Origin of the sequence: Acidovorax sp. FG27, from assembly GCF_040365715.1 — a bacterium.
Lineage (GTDB): Bacteria > Pseudomonadota > Gammaproteobacteria > Burkholderiales > Burkholderiaceae_C > Paracidovorax.
In genome coordinates this window covers 1,162,648-1,180,734 of record NZ_BAABVY010000009.1, presented here as the reverse complement: position 1 = coordinate 1,180,734, position 18,087 = coordinate 1,162,648, and the positions used below count along the sequence as shown (strand labels likewise).

The 18,087-nt window shown below is 68.1% G+C and carries 14 protein-coding genes; 9 read left to right on the top strand and 5 right to left on the bottom strand.

Features of this window, described 5'->3' with window-relative positions:
* Positions 1 to 43 precede the first annotated feature (43 nt).
* The 4 genes from tal to ABWV53_RS12325 all read left to right on the top strand — a co-directional run bounded on the left by tal (position 44) and on the right by ABWV53_RS12325 (position 6,113).
* Positions 44 to 994, top strand: coding sequence for a transaldolase (tal, locus tag ABWV53_RS12340; RefSeq protein WP_353366245.1), 951 nt, complete (start codon positions 44 to 46; stop codon positions 992 to 994).
* A 216-nt stretch (positions 995 to 1,210) separates the two neighbouring features.
* Entirely contained in the window at positions 1,211 to 2,173 is a 963-nt protein-coding gene (glk, locus tag ABWV53_RS12335) for a glucokinase (protein ID WP_353366243.1), read from the top strand.
* Positions 2,174 to 2,316: 143 nt separating this feature from the next.
* The gene (pgi, locus tag ABWV53_RS12330) at positions 2,317 to 3,876 is read left to right on the top strand and encodes a glucose-6-phosphate isomerase (protein WP_353366241.1); all 1,560 of its coding nucleotides are present in this window, start codon (positions 2,317 to 2,319) and stop codon (positions 3,874 to 3,876) included.
* Between the two features lie 209 nt (positions 3,877 to 4,085).
* On the top strand, positions 4,086 to 6,113 hold the full coding sequence (locus ABWV53_RS12325) for a TonB-dependent siderophore receptor (protein WP_353366239.1): 2,028 nt from the start codon (positions 4,086 to 4,088) through the stop codon (positions 6,111 to 6,113).
* A gap of 229 nt (positions 6,114 to 6,342) precedes the next feature.
* Here ABWV53_RS12325 and groL read toward each other — a convergent pair whose 3' ends face one another.
* The 3 genes from groL to ABWV53_RS12310 all read right to left on the bottom strand — a co-directional run bounded on the left by groL (position 6,343) and on the right by ABWV53_RS12310 (position 9,584).
* Positions 6,343 to 7,992 carry a chaperonin GroEL gene (gene groL / locus ABWV53_RS12320; RefSeq protein ID WP_056660659.1) on the bottom strand — a complete coding sequence of 550 codons (1,650 nt, stop codon included), beginning with the start codon at positions 7,990 to 7,992 and terminating at the stop codon, positions 6,343 to 6,345.
* Positions 7,993 to 8,093: 101 nt separating this feature from the next.
* Entirely contained in the window at positions 8,094 to 8,384 is a 291-nt protein-coding gene (locus ABWV53_RS12315) for a co-chaperone GroES (RefSeq protein WP_056660833.1), read from the bottom strand.
* Between the two features lie 279 nt (positions 8,385 to 8,663).
* Complete coding sequence (locus tag ABWV53_RS12310; protein WP_502903892.1) at positions 8,664 to 9,584, bottom strand: LysR family transcriptional regulator ArgP; 921 nt, start codon at positions 9,582 to 9,584, stop codon at positions 8,664 to 8,666.
* Positions 9,585 to 9,807: 223 nt separating this feature from the next.
* On the opposite strand from ABWV53_RS12310, the gene ABWV53_RS12305 reads away from it, so the two are divergent.
* The 5 genes from ABWV53_RS12305 (at position 9,808) to ABWV53_RS12285 (ending at position 15,091) form a co-directional block, all read left to right on the top strand.
* The gene (locus ABWV53_RS12305; RefSeq protein ID WP_353366234.1) at positions 9,808 to 10,980 is read left to right on the top strand and encodes an EAL domain-containing protein; all 1,173 of its coding nucleotides are present in this window, start codon (positions 9,808 to 9,810) and stop codon (positions 10,978 to 10,980) included.
* Positions 10,880 to 11,239: a PAS domain-containing protein gene (locus ABWV53_RS12300; protein ID WP_353366232.1), complete on the top strand. Its 360-nt coding sequence runs from the start codon at positions 10,880 to 10,882 to the stop codon at positions 11,237 to 11,239. Before ABWV53_RS12305 ends, ABWV53_RS12300 begins: the two co-directional genes overlap by 101 nt.
* Before the next feature lie 48 nt (positions 11,240 to 11,287).
* Complete coding sequence (locus ABWV53_RS12295; protein ID WP_353366230.1) at positions 11,288 to 11,896, top strand: hypothetical protein; 609 nt, start codon at positions 11,288 to 11,290, stop codon at positions 11,894 to 11,896.
* Between the two features lie 138 nt (positions 11,897 to 12,034).
* Complete coding sequence (locus tag ABWV53_RS12290; RefSeq protein WP_353366228.1) at positions 12,035 to 13,123, top strand: peptidoglycan-binding protein; 1,089 nt, start codon at positions 12,035 to 12,037, stop codon at positions 13,121 to 13,123.
* A 387-nt stretch (positions 13,124 to 13,510) separates the two neighbouring features.
* A complete protein-coding gene (locus ABWV53_RS12285; protein WP_353366226.1) occupies positions 13,511 to 15,091 on the top strand; it encodes a methyl-accepting chemotaxis protein in 1,581 nt (526 codons plus the stop codon).
* A gap of 76 nt (positions 15,092 to 15,167) precedes the next feature.
* Here ABWV53_RS12285 and ABWV53_RS12280 read toward each other — a convergent pair whose 3' ends face one another.
* Together ABWV53_RS12280 and ABWV53_RS12275 are read right to left on the bottom strand one after the other, a co-directional pair.
* Positions 15,168 to 16,211 carry a bifunctional nicotinamide-nucleotide adenylyltransferase/Nudix hydroxylase gene (locus tag ABWV53_RS12280; RefSeq protein ID WP_353366224.1) on the bottom strand — a complete coding sequence of 348 codons (1,044 nt, stop codon included), beginning with the start codon at positions 16,209 to 16,211 and terminating at the stop codon, positions 15,168 to 15,170.
* Between the two features lie 146 nt (positions 16,212 to 16,357).
* On the bottom strand, positions 16,358 to 18,064 hold the full coding sequence (locus ABWV53_RS12275) for an NAD+ synthase (protein WP_353366222.1): 1,707 nt from the start codon (positions 18,062 to 18,064) through the stop codon (positions 16,358 to 16,360).
* Positions 18,065 to 18,087: the final 23 nt, after the last annotated feature.

Sequence of the window (18,087 nt, the reverse complement as noted above, 5' to 3'; positions counted from 1 at the left end):
CGACATCGCCCCGGCCGCAAGAGGCCCCCAGCAGGAGAACGCCATGAACCAACTCGACGCCCTCAAACAGTTCACCACCGTGGTGGCCGACACCGGTGACTTTCGCCAGCTCGGCGCCTTCCAGCCGCAGGATGCGACCACCAATCCGTCGCTCATCCTGAAGGCGGTGCAGAAACCCGATTACGCGCCGCTGCTGACCGAGGCCGTGTCGCGCTGGCGTGGCCGCCCCCTGGACGAGGTGATGGACCGGCTCATCGTGCGCTTCGGCTGCGAAATCCTGTCGCTCATCCCTGGGCGCGTCTCCACCGAGGTCGATGCGCGCCTGTCGTTCGACACCGAGGCGACCATCGCACGCGGCGAACGCATCATCGAGCTGTACCAGGCAGAGGGCATCCCCACGGACCGCGTGCTCATCAAGATCGCCTCGACCTGGGAAGGCATCGAAGCGGCGCGCCGGCTGGAGGCGCGAGGCATCCACACCAACCTCACGCTGCTGTTTTCCTTCGCGCAGGCGGTGGCGTGCGGCCAGGCGCGGGTGAAGCTGATCTCGCCCTTCGTCGGGCGCATCTACGACTGGTACAAGAAGCAGGCCGGCGCCAGCTGGGACGAAGCCGCGATGGCCGGCGCCAACGACCCGGGCGTGCAGTCGGTGCGGCAGATCTACCAGCACTACAAGCATTTCGGCATTGCCACCGAAGTGATGGGGGCGAGCTTTCGCAACGTGGGCCAGATCGTCGCGCTGGCCGGCTGCGACCTGCTCACCATCGCGCCCGACCTGCTGGCCCAGCTGGCGCAGAGCGAGCTGCCCGTGCAGCGCGCGCTCGACCCCGAGGCGGCGCGCGGCTTGGAGCTGCCCGCCGTGAACTACGACGAGCCGGGCTTTCGCTACGCGCTCAACGCCGACGCCATGGCGACGGAAAAGCTGGCCGAGGGCATCCGCGCCTTCGCCGCCGACGCCGCCAAGCTGGAGCAGCTGATGCAGGCCGCCGGCTGAGCGGGCCTTTCGCCCCGCACGGCCGCGTCCGCGTTCGGGGCGGCGGCAGGGTGCATTCCTCCGACCGCACGGCGGCGCCTTCTCCGAACGCGCCGCCCTGTCGTTTTCAGATAGAAATACCTTCCCGCGCTTGATCTGCAAGCGGGAGAAGCTATCAAATCAATAGCACATCCCTGGCCCGGCCTGCGCACCTCATCCACCCACCACGCCCACACCATGCAACCACTGCGCCTGCTTGCCGACATCGGCGGCACCAACATCCGCCTGGCCTGGCAGGCATCGCCCACCGGCCCGATGAACGACACGCGGGTGCTGCCCTGCGCGCAGTTCCCCACCGTGGACGCGGCGCTGGCGGCCTATCTGCGCGACGTGGGCATCGCCACGCCGCGCGAGGCGGCTTTCGGCATCGCCAACCCGGTGACGGGCGACGCGGTGCGCATGACCAATCACAGCTGGAGCTTCTCGCAGCGCGCCGTGCAGGAGGCCTTCGGCTTCGAGCGGCTGGTGGTGATCAACGACTTCACCGCGCTGGCGCTGTCGCTGCCGCTGCTCACCCCCGACCTGCTGCGCCAGGTGGGCGGCGGCGACGCGGTGGCCGGCGCCGCCATCGCGCTCGTCGGGCCCGGCACCGGACTGGGCGTGTCGGGGCTGGTCTTTCCGATGGGCTCGCGCCACGGCGTGCCGCTGTCGGGTGAAGGCGGCCACGTCTCGCTCGCCGCGCAGAACGCCCGCGAGACGGACTTGCTGGCGATCCTGCAGGAGCGCTACGGCCATGTCTCGGCCGAACGGGCGGTCTGCGGCGCGGGGCTGGTCGACCTGTACCACGCGGTGCGGCGGCTGCAGGGGCAGGGCGGCGCCGAGGTCGATTCGCCCGCGCAGGTGACCGACTTGGCGCTGCAGCAGCAGGACGCGCTGGCGCTGGAGGCGCTGGAGCTGTTCTGCGGCTTCCTGGGCAACGTGGCCGGCAATCTGGCGCTCACGCTGGGCGCCCGGGGCGGGGTGTTCATCGGCGGGGGCATCGTGCCGCGCCTGGGCGACTGGTTCGACCGCTCGCCCTTCCGGGAGCGGTTCGAGGCCAAGGGGCGTTTCCAGGGCTATCTGGCCGGCATCCCGTGCTGGGTGATCGACGCGAGTGCCACGCCGGCGCTGTACGGCGCCTCGCGGGCGCTGGATATGTAATCTCGTTACAGCAATGGCGATCGCCGGGTTTGTAGGAGAAAGCCGCGCTTGAGCGCTGGCTTGCGTTGGCGTGCAATTAGTGCGCAGCACTGGGTGTAATCCAGTTACTCTTGTCGGGTTTGCGTTTTTCTTTCATCGATCCCATGTCCCTTCGTTGCGACCAAACCCCCGAGTGGCCTTTGCTGCAGACGGCCTTTGCCGGCGGCGCCCGTGATCTGGATTTGCGGCAGGCCTTCGCTGCCGACGGCCAGCGGTTCGACCGGTTCAGCCAGGCGGCGCCGCACGTGTTCGCCGACCTGTCCAAAAACCTGTGGGACGCGGAAACCGAAGCGCTGCTGCTGCGCATGGCCGCCGCCTGCGGCCTGGAGCAGCACCGCGCCGCCATGTTCAGCGGGCAGGCCATCAACACCACCGAGAACCGCGCCGTGCTGCACACGCTGCTGCGCCGCCCCGCCGGCCTGTCGCTGCCGGGCGACGAGGACGGCATCGCCGGGCAGCTTGCGCAGGTGCACGCCACGCTGGACGCCATGCTGGCCTATGCCGAGGCCGTGCGCGCCGACGAGGGCATCACCGACATCGTGAACATCGGCATCGGCGGCTCGGACCTCGGGCCGCACATGGCGGTGAAGGCGCTGGAGCACCACCGCGCACAGGGCAAGCGGCTCCACTTCGTCTCCAACGTCGATGGGCACGAACTGCACACGGTGCTGCAATCGCTGCAGGCCAGCAACACCCTGTTCCTGATCGCCTCCAAGACCTTCACCACCGCCGAGACGATGACCAATGCGCGCTCGGCGCTGGCCTGGTTCGGCCGGCAAGGCGGCCAGGACGTCGCCCGCCACTTCGCGGCGCTCACCACCAACGTCGACGCCGCCGCCGCGCTGGGCATCACCACCACCTTCGGGTTCTGGGACTGGGTGGGCGGGCGCTACTCGCTGTGGTCGGCCATCGGCCTGCCCATCGCCATCGCCATCGGCGCGGCGGGCTTTCGCGTTCTGCTGGCCGGCGCCCACGCCATGGACGAGCACTTCCGCACGGCGCCGCTGGCGCAGAACCTGCCGGTGCGGCTGGGCCTGCTCGACGTCTGGTACCGCAACTTCCACGGGTTCACCAGCCGCTGCATCGCCCCCTACCATGCGGCACTGGGCCGGCTGCCCGCCTACCTGCAGCAGCTGGAGATGGAGAGCAACGGCAAGCGCGTGGCGCTGGACGGCTCCCCGCTGGCGTTGGCCACCTCACCCGTGCTGTGGGGCGAGCCCGGCACCAACGGGCAGCACGCGTTCTTCCAGATGCTGCACCAGGGCACCGACGTCGTGCCGCTGGAGATCGTCGCCGTGCGCCAGCCCACGCACCCGCTGCCCGGCCACCACGACAAGCTGCTGGCCAACGCGTTGGCCCAGGCCCAGGCCCTGATGGTGGGCCAGCAGAGCGAGGGCGGGCACCGCCACTTCCCGGGCAATAGGCCCAGCACCTTCCTGCTGCTGGAGTCGCTCACGCCCGCCTCGCTGGGCGCGCTGATCGCGCTGCAGGAGCACCGGGTGTTCGTCAGCGGCAGCCTGTGGGGCATCAACAGCTTCGACCAGTGGGGGGTGGAACTGGGCAAGGTGCTGGCCAAGGACATCGAGGAGCGGCTGGCCTCGGGCGGCGTGGCCGGCCTGGACGGGTCCACCGCCGGGCTGCTGCAACGCGTGCGCGGCCGCTGAGCGGGAGCAGGGCGCAGCATGGCTGCGCCTCATAGGGGCCGAAGCGGTCCCGCCTCCCACCTCCGTTGTCTGGCCGCCACACAGCAGGCGCCAAGCTCGATGGTCAATAGAATAAGAATTGTTATCAATTCCACTTTCATTGACATCATGACGTTTCCCAACGCGAGGTCGCCGTCTGCGCGGCGCTGCTGTGCGGCCTGTCCGGCGCCGTGACGGCCCAGACACCGCAGGCCACCTTGTCCGAAGTGCGCGTGGACGCCAGCGCGGAAACGGAGAGCGCGAGCAGTCCCGTCGTCGGCTACCGCGCGCGGAACGCCTCGACTGCCACCAAGACCGACACGCCGCTGAGCGAGACGCCGCAGTCCGTCACCGTCGTCACCCGCGACCAGATCGTGGACCAGGGCGCCACCAGCTTCCAGGGCGCGCTGCTGTATGCGGCGGGCGTGCGCAGCGACGCCTACGGCCTGGACAGCCGCTCGGACAGCATCCGCGTGCGCGGCAGCTACCCCGACATCTACCTGGATGGCCTGCGCCAGAGCTACAACTACTACACCAGCACCATTCCGGCCGACCCCTACACGCTGGAGCGGCTGGAGGTGCTGCGCGGCCCGTCGGGCATGCTGTTCGGCGCCGGCACGGTCGCGGGGGTGGTCAACATGGTCACCAAGCGGCCGCTGCAGGAAACCCAGCGCGAAGTGGGCGTGCAGGTGGGCCGGTGGAACCGCAAGCAGCTGCAGGCCGACCTGAGCGGCCCGCTCACGGCCGACGGCCAGTGGTCGTACCGCCTGGTGGCGCTGGCGCGCGATGCCGACACGCAGGTGGACCACGTGCCCGACGACCGCCGGCTGATCGCGCCCTCGCTGATGTGGCGTCCCAACGCGGCCACCTCGCTGCTGCTGCAGGCGCACTGGCAGCAGGACCGCACGGGCAGCGTCGCGCAGTTCCTGCCCTGGTCGGGCACGCTGCTGCCCAATCCGAACGGACGCCTGCCCACCAGCCGCTTCATCGGCGAGCCGGGCGACTACTACGACACCGACCGCGAGACGCTGGGCTACCAGTTCGAGCACCGCTTCAACGACGCCTGGACGGTGCGCCAGAACCTGCGCTGGGCGCGCAACGAGAACCGGGGCTCCTATCACTACGCCGACTTCTTCACCGACCCGGGCGGCTTCGGCGCCGACCCGGTCAACCAGCGCGTGATCGGCCGCCTCTTCGGCCAGAACACCACCCGCACCCGCATGGCCACGGTCGACACCCACCTGCAGGGCCGGCTGAACACGGGCGGGCTGCAGCACCAGGTGCTGGTGGGCGTGGACTGGAACCGCCAGACCGAGAGCAAGACCGATTCCGGCGATGCCTACGACCTGCCCATCGACGCCTTCGCGCCCGTCTACACCGGCCGCCCGGCCGTGAACCCGGTGGCCGTGCCGGGCAACCGGCAGCGCCAGACGGGCCTCTACGTGCAGGACCAGATGAAGTGGGACCGCTGGATCTTCGTCGCCGGCCTGCGCCACGACCGAGTGACGAGCGGGGTGGACGGCACGCCCGACGAGCGCTCGAGCGACACCACCAAGCGCCTGGGCGTGATGTACCAGCTGGACGGCGGCTGGACGCCCTACCTGAGCTGGGCCGAGTCGTTCACGCCGGTCAGCGGCACCAATGCCTCCGGCGCCCGGTTCAAGCCGCTGCAGGGCGAGCAGGTGGAGGCGGGCGTGAAGTACATGCCGCAAGGCAGCGCCACCACGTTCACCGCGTCGGTCTACAAGCTGAAGGAAAAGAACCAGCTCGTCGCGGATCCCACCGACCCCAACAACCGTCTGCAGGCGGGCGAGACGACCAACAAGGGCGTGGAGCTGGAGGTGAAGACGCGCATGTCGTCGGTGTTCGACCTGATCGCGCACTACAACTACACCGACGTGGACAAGACGCTGGAGGGCCTGCCGCGCAACCAGGCGGCGGTGTGGGGGCTGTACCGGTTCTCGGTGGGCGATGTGAAGGGCTTTTCCGTGGGGGCGGGGGCGCGGTATCTCTCGGGCTTTCGCGACGGCGCCGCGCCGCGCGTGCCCTCGGCGCTGGTGGGCGACGCGCTGCTGGCCTACGACAGCCAGCACTGGCGATATGCCCTCAACGTCAATAACGTGGCCGACAAGCAGTACATGAGCATCTGCCTGGGCCGGGGCGACTGCTGGTGGGCGGCGCGCCGCAACGTGGTGCTGACGGCGACCTACCGATTCTGATCGGGCGCGCTCGCGCCCCGGGGTCGTTCCGCGCCCGAAGCGCAAGGCGCGGGCCGGAGCGCCTGAGCGGCCGACCCGCCGGCCCGGCTCGCAACCGCCCCGGACCGGCGCCGGTCCATGAGAAAAAACCCCGCAGGTCTCGCAACCTGCGGGGTTTTTTCGTGTCCGGTGCCGGGTGCGGCAAGGGCTGGCTACAGCCCCTGACTGCCCACGGCCGGGCCGCCGGGCATTACATGCCCATGCCGCCCATGCCACCCATGCCGCCCATGTCGGGCATGCCACCGGCGGGTGCGTCGTCCTTCGGTGCTTCGGCGACCATGGCTTCGGTCGTCAGCAGCAGCGAGGCCACGGAAGCGGCGTTCTGCAGGGCAGCGCGCGTGACCTTCGTGGGGTCCAGGATGCCCAGCTCGAGCATGTCGCCGTAGGTGTCGTTGGCGGCGTTGAAGCCGAAGTTGCCCTTGCCTTCCAGCACCTTGTTCACGACCACCGAAGGCTCGCCGCCGGCGTTGTAGACGATTTCGCGCAGGGGCGCTTCGACGGCCTTCAGCACCAGCTTGATGCCGGCTTCCTGGTCGACGTTGTCACCCTTCAGGCTGTCGCCCACGGCTTGCTTGGCGCGCAGCAGGGCCACGCCGCCGCCGGCCACGATGCCTTCTTCCACGGCAGCGCGGGTGGCGTGCAGTGCGTCTTCCACACGTGCCTTCTTTTCCTTCATCTCGACTTCGGTGGCAGCGCCGACCTTGATGACTGCCACACCGCCGGCCAGCTTGGCCACGCGCTCTTGCAGCTTTTCACGGTCGTAGTCGCTGGACGCTTCTTCGATCTGGATGCGCACTTGCTTGACGCGGGCTTCGATGTCAGCAGCGGCGCCGGCGCCGTCGATGATGATCGTGTTTTCCTTGCCCACTTCGATCGTCTTGGCCTGGCCCAGGTCGGCCAGCGTGACCTTCTCGAGCGTCAGGCCCACTTCTTCGGCGATGACCTTGCCGCCCGTCAGGATGGCGATGTCTTCCAGCATGGCCTTGCGGCGGTCGCCGAAGCCAGGCGCCTTGACGGCCACGACCTTCAGGATGCCGCGGATCGTGTTCACCACCAGCGTCGCCAGGGCTTCGCCCTCGACTTCTTCGGCAATGATCAGCAGGGGACGGCCGGCCTTGGCGACTTGCTCCAGCGTGGGCAGCAGGTCACGGATGTTGCTGATCTTCTTGTCGAACAGCAGCACGAAGGGGTTGTCCAGAATCGCGGCTTGCTTTTCGGGGTTGTTGATGAAGTAGGGCGACAGGTAGCCGCGGTCGAACTGCATGCCTTCGACGACATCGAGTTCGTTGTCCAGGCTCTTGCCGTCTTCCACGGTGATCACGCCTTCCTTGCCGACCTTGTCCATCGCGTCGGCAATGATCTTGCCCACGGATTCGTCGGAGTTGGCGGAGATCGAACCCACCTGGGCGATTTCCTTGGAGGTGGTCGTGGCCTTGGAAGCCTTCTTCAGCTCCTCGACCAGGGCCACCACGGCCTTGTCGATGCCGCGCTTCAGGTCCATCGGGTTCAGGCCGGCGGCCACGTACTTGGAGCCTTCGCGCACGATGGCCTGGGCCAGCACGGTGGCGGTCGTGGTGCCGTCACCGGCGATGTCGTTGGTCTTGGAGGCCACTTCCTTCACGAGCTGGGCGCCCATGTTCTGCAGCTTGTCCTTGAGTTCGATTTCCTTGGCCACGGACACGCCGTCCTTGGTCACGGTGGGGGCGCCGAACGAGCGCTCCAGCACCACGTTGCGGCCCTTGGGGCCCAGGGTGACCTTGACCGCGTTGGCCAGAACGTTCACGCCTTCAACCATGCGTGCGCGGGCTTCGCCGCCGAAAACTACGTCTTTTGCTGCCATGTTTGGCTCCTACAAGATTGAGGGATCAAATCAGCCGCTGGCGCTCGTGAATGAAGGGCGAGCAGCTATGAAAATATGAGTGTTTGCGGTGAAGCGGAGAATTACTTCTCGACGACCGCGAACAGGTCGTCTTCCTTCATGACCAGCAGCTCGTCGCCGTGGACCTTGACGGTCTGGCCCGAGTACTTGCCGAACAGGACGCGGTCGCCGACCTTCACGTTCAGGGCGACGACTTCGCCCTTGTCGTTCTTCTTGCCAGGGCCCACGGCCAGGACTTCGCCTTGATCGGGCTTTTCGGCAGCGTTGTCGGGGATCACGATGCCGGAAGCGGTCGTGGTTTCGCTTTCAATGCGCTTGACGATCACGCGATCGTGCAGAGGGCGAAGGTTCATGTGCATCTCTCCTGAGGGTCAAAGAATGAAGAAGTCAACGAAGCGCATGCCGAGGACAAGCGCTCCCGAAATCGACCGGCGACTGCACTTCCGCGATGGAATTAGCACTCTCCGGTGTCGAGTGCTAATCATACGGGCATTCGACTGGTTTTCAAGAGGCGCCTCGGCTGACAAGATGCATCGAAAGGTGTGCCGGAGCGGCTGCATGCGGCAAGGCCACCTCGGTGCCATTACGACAGCGGCCACTGCCGTCGGAGGGGCAATTCCCTTGCATAGCGCTCAAGGCACCGTTCCAGGCACCGGCTGAAGCACCCGTCGGGCCGCCTGCATCGCGCTTCGCGCCAGACGCTCCAGCCGAGGCGGCTGCTGGCGCCAGCTGTGCCAATACAGCGCCACGTCGATTGCCGCGCTGGGCAGGAGATCCACCAACTCGCCGCGTTCGACGGCTCCCTGGATCTGCAGCTCAGGCACCATGCCGTAGCCCAGTCCGCAGCGAACCGCCGCGAGCAGCGGCTCGGAAGCTGGAACGAAATGGCAGGGGCATGAACTGGCTTGCAATCCGAAGGCCTCTCTCAGCACCTGCGCCTGCAGGGCATCCTTGCGGTTGAACACGACCACGGGCGCCTGCCGCGCCGACGCGCGCGAGATGCCACGAGGAAACCACTCCGACGCGAAGCCAGGAGAACACACCAGGCGGTAGCGCATGGCGCCGAGTGGCTCCGCCACGCAGCCTCGCATGGCCTGCGCCTGGCTGGCGATGCAGGCATGCACCAGCCCGGCCTCCAGCAGTGCATGCGTGTGTTCCTGGTCGTCGGCCAGCAGTTCCAGCGCGATGCGTTCCCGCTGCAGCGCGGGCACGAGCGAAGGCAGCAGCCAGGTGGCGAGCGAGTCGGCGTTCACCGCCAGGGAAAAGGCGGAGAAGGCCCGTTGCTCGCCGTTGCCGTCTCCCGCCATGTCCGCCAGCAGTTCGCGCTCCATGGCGCGTGCGCGCTGGAGATGTTGCATCAGCTGCCTGCCCGAGCGCGTGGCGCGGCAGGGCCGACCGCGTACCAGCAGTGCCTGGCCCAGCTGCGTCTCCAGGGCCCGCACTCGCAGTGACACGGCCGAAGGCGTGAGATGCAGCGCCACGGCCGCCTGCTCGAAGCTACCCGCTTCGGCCACCGCCAGAAAGGCAGCTGACTGCTTGGAATCGATGTGCATGGCGGGTCGTATCGCGTTGATTGAGAAATTCTCGGCCTGGCCGATCATTTCCTAAGTTTGGCTCAAGTTTGCAATTGGTTGACGAAAATTGCGGCATGGGCGAGCGCCCCGGTCGTGGGCCTCGCCCATCGGCCCGCTTGCTGTCCATCGTCCTGGTCGCTTCTCTTGGCCGCTCCCGGCAACGCACCCGTTCCCGTTCCTCTCCTCAGGCCATCAACCCACCATGTCGTCTTCGTCAGCACTGCGGCTTCGCAGCGCCATTGAGCGCTGCCAGGTGTATCCCGTGTTCCAGCCCATCGTCCGCATCGAAAGCGGCGCGGTCGCCGGCTTCGAAGTGCTCGCGCGCTGGGACGATGCCGAGCAGGGCAGCATCAGCCCGGCGGTCTTCATTCCCCTGGCGCAAAACGCCGGACTGCTGCAAAAGCTCACCGGGCAGTTGCTGGAGCGGGCTTGCCGGGAGGCCGCATCGTGGTGCAGCGCGGTGACGCTCAGCGTGAACATCGCACCCGAGCTTCTGCAGGATGGTGGGCTGGCCCGGATGGTGCTGGACACGGCCCGAGCCACCGGGTTCACGCCGTCGCGTCTGTGCATAGAAATCACGGAACAGGCCCTGGAGCCGGTCTGGCTGCCGCATGCCCGCACGACGTTGGAGCTCCTCAAGCAGCACGGAGTGAAGCTCGCGCTGGATGATTTCGGTACCGGGCACTCCAGTCTTTCCCGGCTGCAGGAGCTCCCATTCGACAGCCTGAAGATCGACATGAGCTTCGTTCAGTCGATGCTGCAGCGCCGCGAAAGCCGCAAGATCGTCGCGGCGGTGATCGGGCTGGGCCAGAGTCTCGGCCTGTCCGTGGTGGCAGAGGGCGTGCAGACTCCGGCTCAGCTGGCGCTTCTACGAGAACTCGGGTGCTGTCTGGGGCAAGGCTTTCATTACGGCGCCGGGCTCACGGCCATCCAGGCTGCCGCGGCCATCTCGTCGCGCCGCGTAGTCCAAGCGATTCATTCAGGCCGCCCACTGGATCGATCCCCGAACCAGCGTCTCGCGCAACTGCAATCGATCTACGACAGTTCGCTCGTTGCAATAGCCTTCATCGACCAGGACCGCCGCGTCGTTGGGTGGAGACGTGATTCCGCAACGGGAAATATGGTTGCAGGGCCGGTGCTACATGGTGTCCTGCCGCGCAGTGAAAGACGAAGTGAAGGAAATCATGGGCGTATCCCTGGCCATGGTGGACATCACGGAAAGAAAATCGGTCGAGCGCGATTTGCGCACCAGCGAAGAGCACTATCGCAACACCGTGGAGCTGAGTCCCCAATGCAGTTGGGTGGTAGAGCCGAACGGGCATTTTCTGTATATCAGCCCCAAATACCAGGAAGCCGTCGGCAGGTCGCTGCATGAATTGCAGGATGCCGGATGGGCCCAGGTGCTGCATCCGGATTACCGGGAAAAAGCCTATGCAGCGTGGGCGCACAGCCTGAGAACGGGCGACATCCACGACGTGGACGTGCCGGTGTGGTACGTCAGATTCCAGGAGTACCGCTGGACCCGCTGCTACGCGGCGCCTTGCCGACGCGCGGATGGAGCGATCGTGCGCTGGTACGGCACCGTGGAGGACATCCATGCGCCAAACGCGCCGAAAGCCATCTGGACAAACTGATCGAAGACCACGCCTGGGTGTAATCCGGCCCAACCATCTCTTTATCGCATGAATACCTTCAAGTTTCTGGTTGCGGCATCGCTCGCGGCCATGCTGTCTCCGGCCCACGCCGTCTACACCGTCAATATCGCCCAGAACGGCGCCAACGTGGTCATGACGGGGTCTGGCGCCATCGACACCACAGGACTCAATCTTCAACCCGGTGTCGGAACCTGCGATGGCTTCGGCCGCATTTACCAGACCGGGTTCTGCGTGGGGCTGGGCGACACCGCTACCTATGCCTCCAATGCGCTCAATCCGCCCATTACCGGATTCAGTTCCGGACCGTTCGTGAATGCAGATGCCGCCTCGGGCGCTGCGGTCTATGGCGCCGGAACCTTCATCTATCTCCCGGCGGGCTATGTGTCCAATGCGCCGATCAACAACAGCTCGACATTCACCAACCGCACGGTATCGCAGCTGGGCCTGACCCCTGGCACCCGCCAGACCTACACGCTGCCATCGGGCGACACGCTGGTCTTCCAGGTCGCTGCCGCGCCGCCGGACATCCGCGCCACGGCCGTGCCGACGCTCGCGACGTCCTGGCTGGCGGCCATGGCGGGTGCGATCGCCCTGCTGGGCTGGGGCCGTCTGGCACGGCGCCGACAGGGGCAGTGACGCACCCCTTCAACCGGGTCGCAGGGCGGGTCCGGGCCCGCACGACCTCCGTTACACCAACCCCCCTGCAGTAGGGTTCTGTGGGTGCCAGCCACCCGCTACCTTTCTGCGCTTTGTTCTCACTGCCGCCCTGATCCCATGAAGCAACCTTTCCTGTCCCCTCCGTCCGTCACCTGGCCCGCCTCAAGCCGCAAGCGCCTACCCCTGCTGGCCACGGCCTGCGCCGCCGCCCTGCTGCTGGCCGGCTGCGAGACCACCAACATGCGCATGGGCAGCCCCGACGCCAAGACCGTCGCCACCGGCGCTGCCGGCGGCGCCAGCGCCTCCGGCGAGAGCAGCGAGCTGCAAAAGTGCGCCGCGCCTCTCGGCACCGTCTCCCTCGTGGAGAACCAGGACGCGGGCTGGTACACCATCCTGCGCAACGAATACAAGCTGCCGCCCACCGCCAACCTGCTGCGCCTGCTGATCCAGCAGTCCAACTGCTTCGTCGTCGTCGAGCGCAGCGCCTCCGGCATGCGCGCCATGGACCGCGAGCGCCAGCTGATGGGCTCCGGCGAGATGCGCGGGGGCAGCAACTTCGGCCAGGGCCAGATGGTCGCCTCCGACTATGGCCTCTCGCCCGAGATCATCTTCTCCAATTCCGACGCGGGCGGCATCGGCGGCGCCCTGGGGGGCCTGCTGGGCGGCGGGCGCGGCGCCGCCATCGCCGCCATCGGCGGCAGCATGAAGACGCGCGAGGCGAGCGCCATGCTGACCCTGGTGGACAACCGCTCGGGCGTGCAGGTCTCCGCCTCCGAGGGCAGTGCGTCCAAGAGCGACTTCGCGGGCTTCGGCAGCCTCTTTGGCGGATCGGCCGGCGGCTCGCTGGGCGGCTACCAGAACACCGCGCAGGGCAAGGTGCTGACGGCCGCCTTCATGGACGCATACAACCAGATGGTCGTGGCGCTGCGCAACTACAAGGCGCAGAGCGTGCAGGGCCAGGGCCTGGGCGGCGGCGGGCGCCTGGGCGTGGACGGGGGAGCTGCGCCCTCGCAGACCAAGGCGGGCGCCTCGATGTCCATGCGGCAGGCACAGGAGCGCCTCTCCGCGCTGGGCTACAACGTGGGCACGCCGGACGGCGCGGCCGGCCCGCGCACGACCAAGGCCTTGCGCGAATTCCAGAAGGACAAGGGCATCGCGGTGACGGGCCGCCTGGACGCGGCCACGCAGGACGCGCTCTCGCGCTGAACGCCGCCCCCGGCGCGCAGCCATTGCTGGCGCGCCGGCTGCACCGAACGGACCCGGCCCTGGCCGGGTCTTTTCGTTGGTGCCGGGCATGGTGCTACTTTTTTGATAGCTGCATGCGCTGATGGATCAAGCGCTGGGCTGCATTTTGACCCACCACGGCGGCTCAGACACTAGGTGAGCGCGGCCCGAACGGCGGCGATGCGTAGGCCACCCCGCACCCGCGCCGACCCACCCGCTTCCATTGAGCCTGAAGTCTCCCCGTTGCAGGCCGCCCGCACCCTGCTTCGATTCCATCCCACGGACTTGGCCGAATCGCCACGGACCTGATTGTTTCAAGTTGTTATATTGACCGATGACATTTTTGTGACAGTTCGTGGAGAGATCGAGATGAAGTTGAGAATACGCATCGTGCTTCTGTGCGGCACGACGCTGCTGGGTTTGCTGGTGCTGTCGGCAGTGGCGCTGACGACGCTGTACCAGTCGATGATGAAGGACCGGATCGCGCAGCTGTCCACGCTGGTGGTGCTGGCCAACGAGGCGGCCCAGAAGGCCTACGACCTGGAGAAGGCCGGCAAGATTTCGCGCGAGGAGTCGCTCAGGCAGGCCAAGCAGGCCATCGCCAGCTTCCATAAGGGCGACCTTTATTTCTTCGTGCGAGGCTATACCGACGACGTGAACTACGTGCACCCCAACCCCAAGCGGGTGGGCATCGTGGACGAGAAGGTGGGCCGCGCCGCGGGCGAGCGCTACCGCGCCGCGCTGCAGGGCAAGACGGTGGCCATGGTGGTGGCGCCGGGCACGCGCCCGGGCGCGAAGGAGCCGGTCGAGAAGATGTACGCCATCATCAAGTTCGAGCCCTTCGACTGGATCATCGGCTTCGGCGACTACATCGACGACATCGAGGCCGCGTTCTGGCGCAACACCGCCATCCTGCTGTCCATCGGCGGCGTGCTGATGCTGGCCGTGGGCTGGCTCGCCTGGAACATGCAGCGCACGCTGATGCGCCAGCTGGGCGGCGAGCCGCAGTACGCGGCCGATGTGGTGAACCAGATTTCCACCGGCAACCTGGCGGTCGACGTGCAGACGCGACCGGGAGATGAGACGAGCATCCTTCACGCCATCCGCGTGATGCAGGGCAACCTGGCGCACTTGGTGCGGCAGGTGCGCGACAGCACCGGCTCCATCACGACGGCCTCTGCCGAGATCGCCTCGGGCAACGGCGACCTGTCGTCGCGCACCGAATCGCAGGCCAGCGCGCTGGAGCAGACCGCCGCGTCGATGGAGGAGCTCACTTCCACCGTGCACCAGAACGCCGAGAACGCACGCCGCGCCAACGAACTGGCGCAGGCCGCTTCCGGCGTGGCCGCGCGGGGCGGCTCGGTGGTCGAGCAGGTGGTGGACACCATGTGCTCCATCGACCAGTCGTCGCGCAAGATCGTGGACATCATCAGCGTGATCGACGGCATCGCCTTCCAGACCAACATCCTGGCGCTGAACGCCGCGGTGGAAGCCGCCCGCGCCGGCGAGCAGGGCCGGGGCTTCGCCGTGGTGGCGTCGGAAGTGCGCAGCCTGGCGCAGCGCTCGGCCGAGGCCGCCAAGGAGATCAAGGGCCTGATCGACGATTCCGTCGCCAAGGTCAGCCTGGGCACGGGCCTGGTGCAGCAGGCCGGCCAGACGATGCGCGAGATCGTCGAAGGCGTGGGCCGCGTCACCAGCATGGTGGGCGAGATCACCGCCGCCAGCGCCGAGCAGAGCGCCGGCATCGCGCAGGTGAACCAGGCCGTCTCGCAGATGGACCAGGGCACGCAGCAGAACGCCGCGCTGGTGGAGCAAGCCCTGGCGGCGGCCCAGTCGCTCGCGCACCAGGCCCAGGCACTGGCGCAGACGGTGGACCAGTTCCGCATTGCCGACGATGCGGTGAGGGCGGTCGGTGCGCTGCCCGGCGGGGCGCTGCCGGCCTTGCGCTGAACGCGAAGGCGCCGCCCGGCACGGGGCGGCGTGGCGCGGGCGCTTCAGCCGCCCATGCGTGGCGTGGCGCGGGCGCTTAGCTGCCCACGCGTGGCGTGATGTCCAGGAAGTGGTCCAGCATGTGGAAGTGGTCCTCGAAGAAGGCTTCTTCCAGCGCGCCGATGCGGTCCACCGGCACCCACTGCACCTCGGCCGCGTCGTCGTCGGCCTGCACGGGCGGGAAGGCGTCACCCTCCAGGTCGAAGTAGTGCGCGTGGGTGATGGTGCGGCCCCGCTGGCTGCGGTCGGGGTGGTCGAACACGGTCACCGCGCGCAGCGCGGAACGCATGCGGGCTTCGGGCAATTGCACGTGCGTTTCCTCCAGCAATTCGCGCAGGCAGGACTGCCAGACGGTCTCGCGCTGCTCGATGAAGCCGCCCGGCACCGCCAGCTGGCCCCGGCCCGGCGCCTGGCCGCGGCGGATCAGCAGCACGTGGTCCTGGCAGCGCAGCACCGCGTCCACCGTCACGAACACCGGCGGGTAGGGGGCCGCCGACCAGGACTCGCGGTAGCCGCGCAGCATGCGCCACTCTTCCTGCAGCGCGGCGTAGGGCGCCTCGGCCGCGAAGGCGTGCAGGAACGACAGGGTGCTGGCGGGCATCTGGCCGGCCAGCGGTGCCAGCGCGGCGCCCACGCCCTGCGGCCCGGCGCCGAAGTAGGCGTCCCGGATGGCGGTGGCGTCGATGCTGCCTTGCCGCTCCACGGACAACAGCTCCCAGCCCGGAAAGGCGCGCAGGTAGCTGCTGGTCGCGTCCTTGAAATGCCCGACCAGGCCGATGCGCGCACCGGCGGCGCAATGCGGCTGCACCGCGTCGCGCACGGCGGCCACCCAGCGCGCCTCGTTGTAGTAGTCGCGCACCGGCAGCACGGTGAGGCGCGCCCGGTCGGATTCGGGCAGCGCGGCGCGCAGCATGCCCTCGCGCTCGCCCCAGGTGAAGGGGTTCTTGGGCGACCGGGCCTGCCAGGCCGAGCCCATGATCACGATGGCCTGGCGGGCGTTGGCGAGCGCATGCCGCAGCAGCGCCAGATGGCCGTTGTGGACCGGCTCGAAGCGGCCGATGAGGATGGCGGTGTCATGCATGCGAGGAGGACGCGGGCCTGCGGCCTGCGTGCGGTGATATCAAAAAGTGAGCAGCTGGCGCTTGTGCGACAAGCGCTGGAGGGCATTTTGACCTAAATGTGACAGCCGGGCCGCGCCGGGGCGGCGCCGGGGCCGTGATGTGGCGTTTAGCGGTACACCGCCGCGATCGGCATCTGCCGCCCGTTGCCGAAGGCCTTGGCGCGCACGCGCAGGATGGGCGGGGCCTGGCGGCGCTTGTATTCGCTGCGCGCCACCATCAGCCGCACGCGCTGCAGCAGCGCCAGGCCGGCGGCGTCGCCCTGCTGCAGCTGCCGGGCGAAGGCATGGGCCGATGCGTACTCTGCGTGCGACAGGCCCTCGCCCTCGATCAGCAGCTTCAGGATCTCGTCCAGCACCGGGTAGGGCGGCAGGCTGTCCACGTCGCGCTGCCCCGGCGCCAGCTCGGCCGAGGGCTCCTTGTCGATGATGGCCTGCGGGATCAACTCGCGGCCGGCCTGCTCGTTCACATGGCGCGAGAGCGCGAACACCTCGGTCTTGTACAGATCGCCGATCAGGCCCAGCCCGCCGTTGGTGTCGCCGTAGAGCGTGCAGTAGCCCACCGAGATCTCCGACTTGTTGCCGGTGGTCAGCAGCAGGGGGCCGAAGGCGTTGGAATACTCCATCAGCGTGGTGCCGCGGATGCGCGCCTGCAGGTTCTCGAGCGGCAGGCCGGCCAGCGGCTGGCCGAAGGATGATTCGAACTGCGCGGCGTAGCCGGCCACCAGGTGGGCGATGGGGTGGGTGTGCAGCTGCACGCCCAGGTTGCGGCACAGCTGCACCGAATCATCGACCGAGCCGCTGCTGGAAAAGCGCGAGGGCATGGTGATGCCCACCACGTTTTCGGGCCCCAGCGCCTGGGCGGCCAGCGCCAGGGTCAGCGCGCTGTCGATGCCGCCGGAGCTGCCCACCACCGCCTGCCGGAAGCCGCAGCGCCGGGCGTAGTCGGCCAGGCCCAGCACGATCTGCTGGCGGTAGAACTCCATCGTCGGCAGCCCCTCCAGCGGCACCGCCTGCGGCGCGCTGCCGTCGCCCAGGGCGAAGCGGCCGTCGGCCGACAGCTGCAGGGTGCGCACTTCTTCCGCGAAGCGCCCGGCCTCGAACACCACGCCGCCTTCGGGCTCGGCCGCGAACGAGGCGCCGTCGTAGACGATCTGGTCGTGCCCACCCACCTGGTTGACGTAGACGATGGGCAGGCCATGCCGGCGGGCCGCGCCGCCGAAGACCTGGTGGCGCTGCTCGCGCTTGCCGATGTGGCTGGGGCTGGCGTTGATGCTGATGACCACGTCCGGCGCGGCGTCGGCCATGCGCAGGAAAGGGTTGTGCGCGTAGTCGGCCTGGGCGTCGTTCCAGCCGTCCTCGCACACCATGAAGCCGACCTGCGCGCCGCCGATGCGCAGCACCTTGGCCACGTCGGGGCCGGGCTCGAAGTGGCGGCGCTCGTCGAAGATGTTGTAGGTGGGCAGCAGCTGCTTGGCGTAGTGCAGCCGCACCTCGCCGGCGCGCAGCACCAGCAGGGCGTTGTGCAGGCGCTTGCCCGGGCTTTGCGTGCGGGTGGGTGCGCCCACCACCCAGTGCAGCTGCGGCAGGGTGGCCGATGCTTCGCGCAGCGCGGCCAGGCCCGCCTCGATGCGGTCGAGGAAGACGGCTTCGTCCAGCATGTCGCCGGGGTAGTAGCCGCACAGCGCCAGCTCGGAGAAGACGACGATGTCCGAGCGCTCGGCGGCGGCCTGCCGGGCCGCCTCGGCCATGCGCAGGACGTTGCCCTCGATGTCGCCGACGGTGAGGTTGAGCTGGGCGATGGTGATGCGGAGCATGGTGCGCGTCCTTGTGCTGGAAG

Excerpts from the sequence above, each read along its gene's own strand:
- tal (WP_353366245.1), top strand. The coding sequence starts at position 44 with ATGAACCAACTCGACGCCCTCAAACAGTTCACCACCGTGGTGGCCGAC.
- glk (WP_353366243.1), top strand. The coding sequence starts at position 1,211 with ATGCAACCACTGCGCCTGCTTGCCGACATCGGCGGCACCAACATCCGC.
- pgi (WP_353366241.1), top strand. The coding sequence starts at position 2,317 with ATGTCCCTTCGTTGCGACCAAACCCCCGAGTGGCCTTTGCTGCAGACG.
- groL (WP_056660659.1), bottom strand. The coding sequence starts at position 7,992 with ATGGCAGCAAAAGACGTAGTTTTCGGCGGCGAAGCCCGCGCACGCATG.
- ABWV53_RS12315 (WP_056660833.1), bottom strand. The coding sequence starts at position 8,384 with ATGAACCTTCGCCCTCTGCACGATCGCGTGATCGTCAAGCGCATTGAA.
- ABWV53_RS12310 (WP_502903892.1), bottom strand. The coding sequence starts at position 9,584 with ATGCACATCGATTCCAAGCAGTCAGCTGCCTTTCTGGCGGTGGCCGAA.
- ABWV53_RS12305 (WP_353366234.1), top strand. The coding sequence starts at position 9,808 with ATGTCGTCTTCGTCAGCACTGCGGCTTCGCAGCGCCATTGAGCGCTGC.
- ABWV53_RS12295 (WP_353366230.1), top strand. The coding sequence starts at position 11,288 with ATGAATACCTTCAAGTTTCTGGTTGCGGCATCGCTCGCGGCCATGCTG.
- ABWV53_RS12290 (WP_353366228.1), top strand. The coding sequence starts at position 12,035 with ATGAAGCAACCTTTCCTGTCCCCTCCGTCCGTCACCTGGCCCGCCTCA.
- ABWV53_RS12285 (WP_353366226.1), top strand. The coding sequence starts at position 13,511 with ATGAAGTTGAGAATACGCATCGTGCTTCTGTGCGGCACGACGCTGCTG.
- ABWV53_RS12280 (WP_353366224.1), bottom strand. The coding sequence starts at position 16,211 with ATGCATGACACCGCCATCCTCATCGGCCGCTTCGAGCCGGTCCACAAC.
- ABWV53_RS12275 (WP_353366222.1), bottom strand. The coding sequence starts at position 18,064 with ATGCTCCGCATCACCATCGCCCAGCTCAACCTCACCGTCGGCGACATC.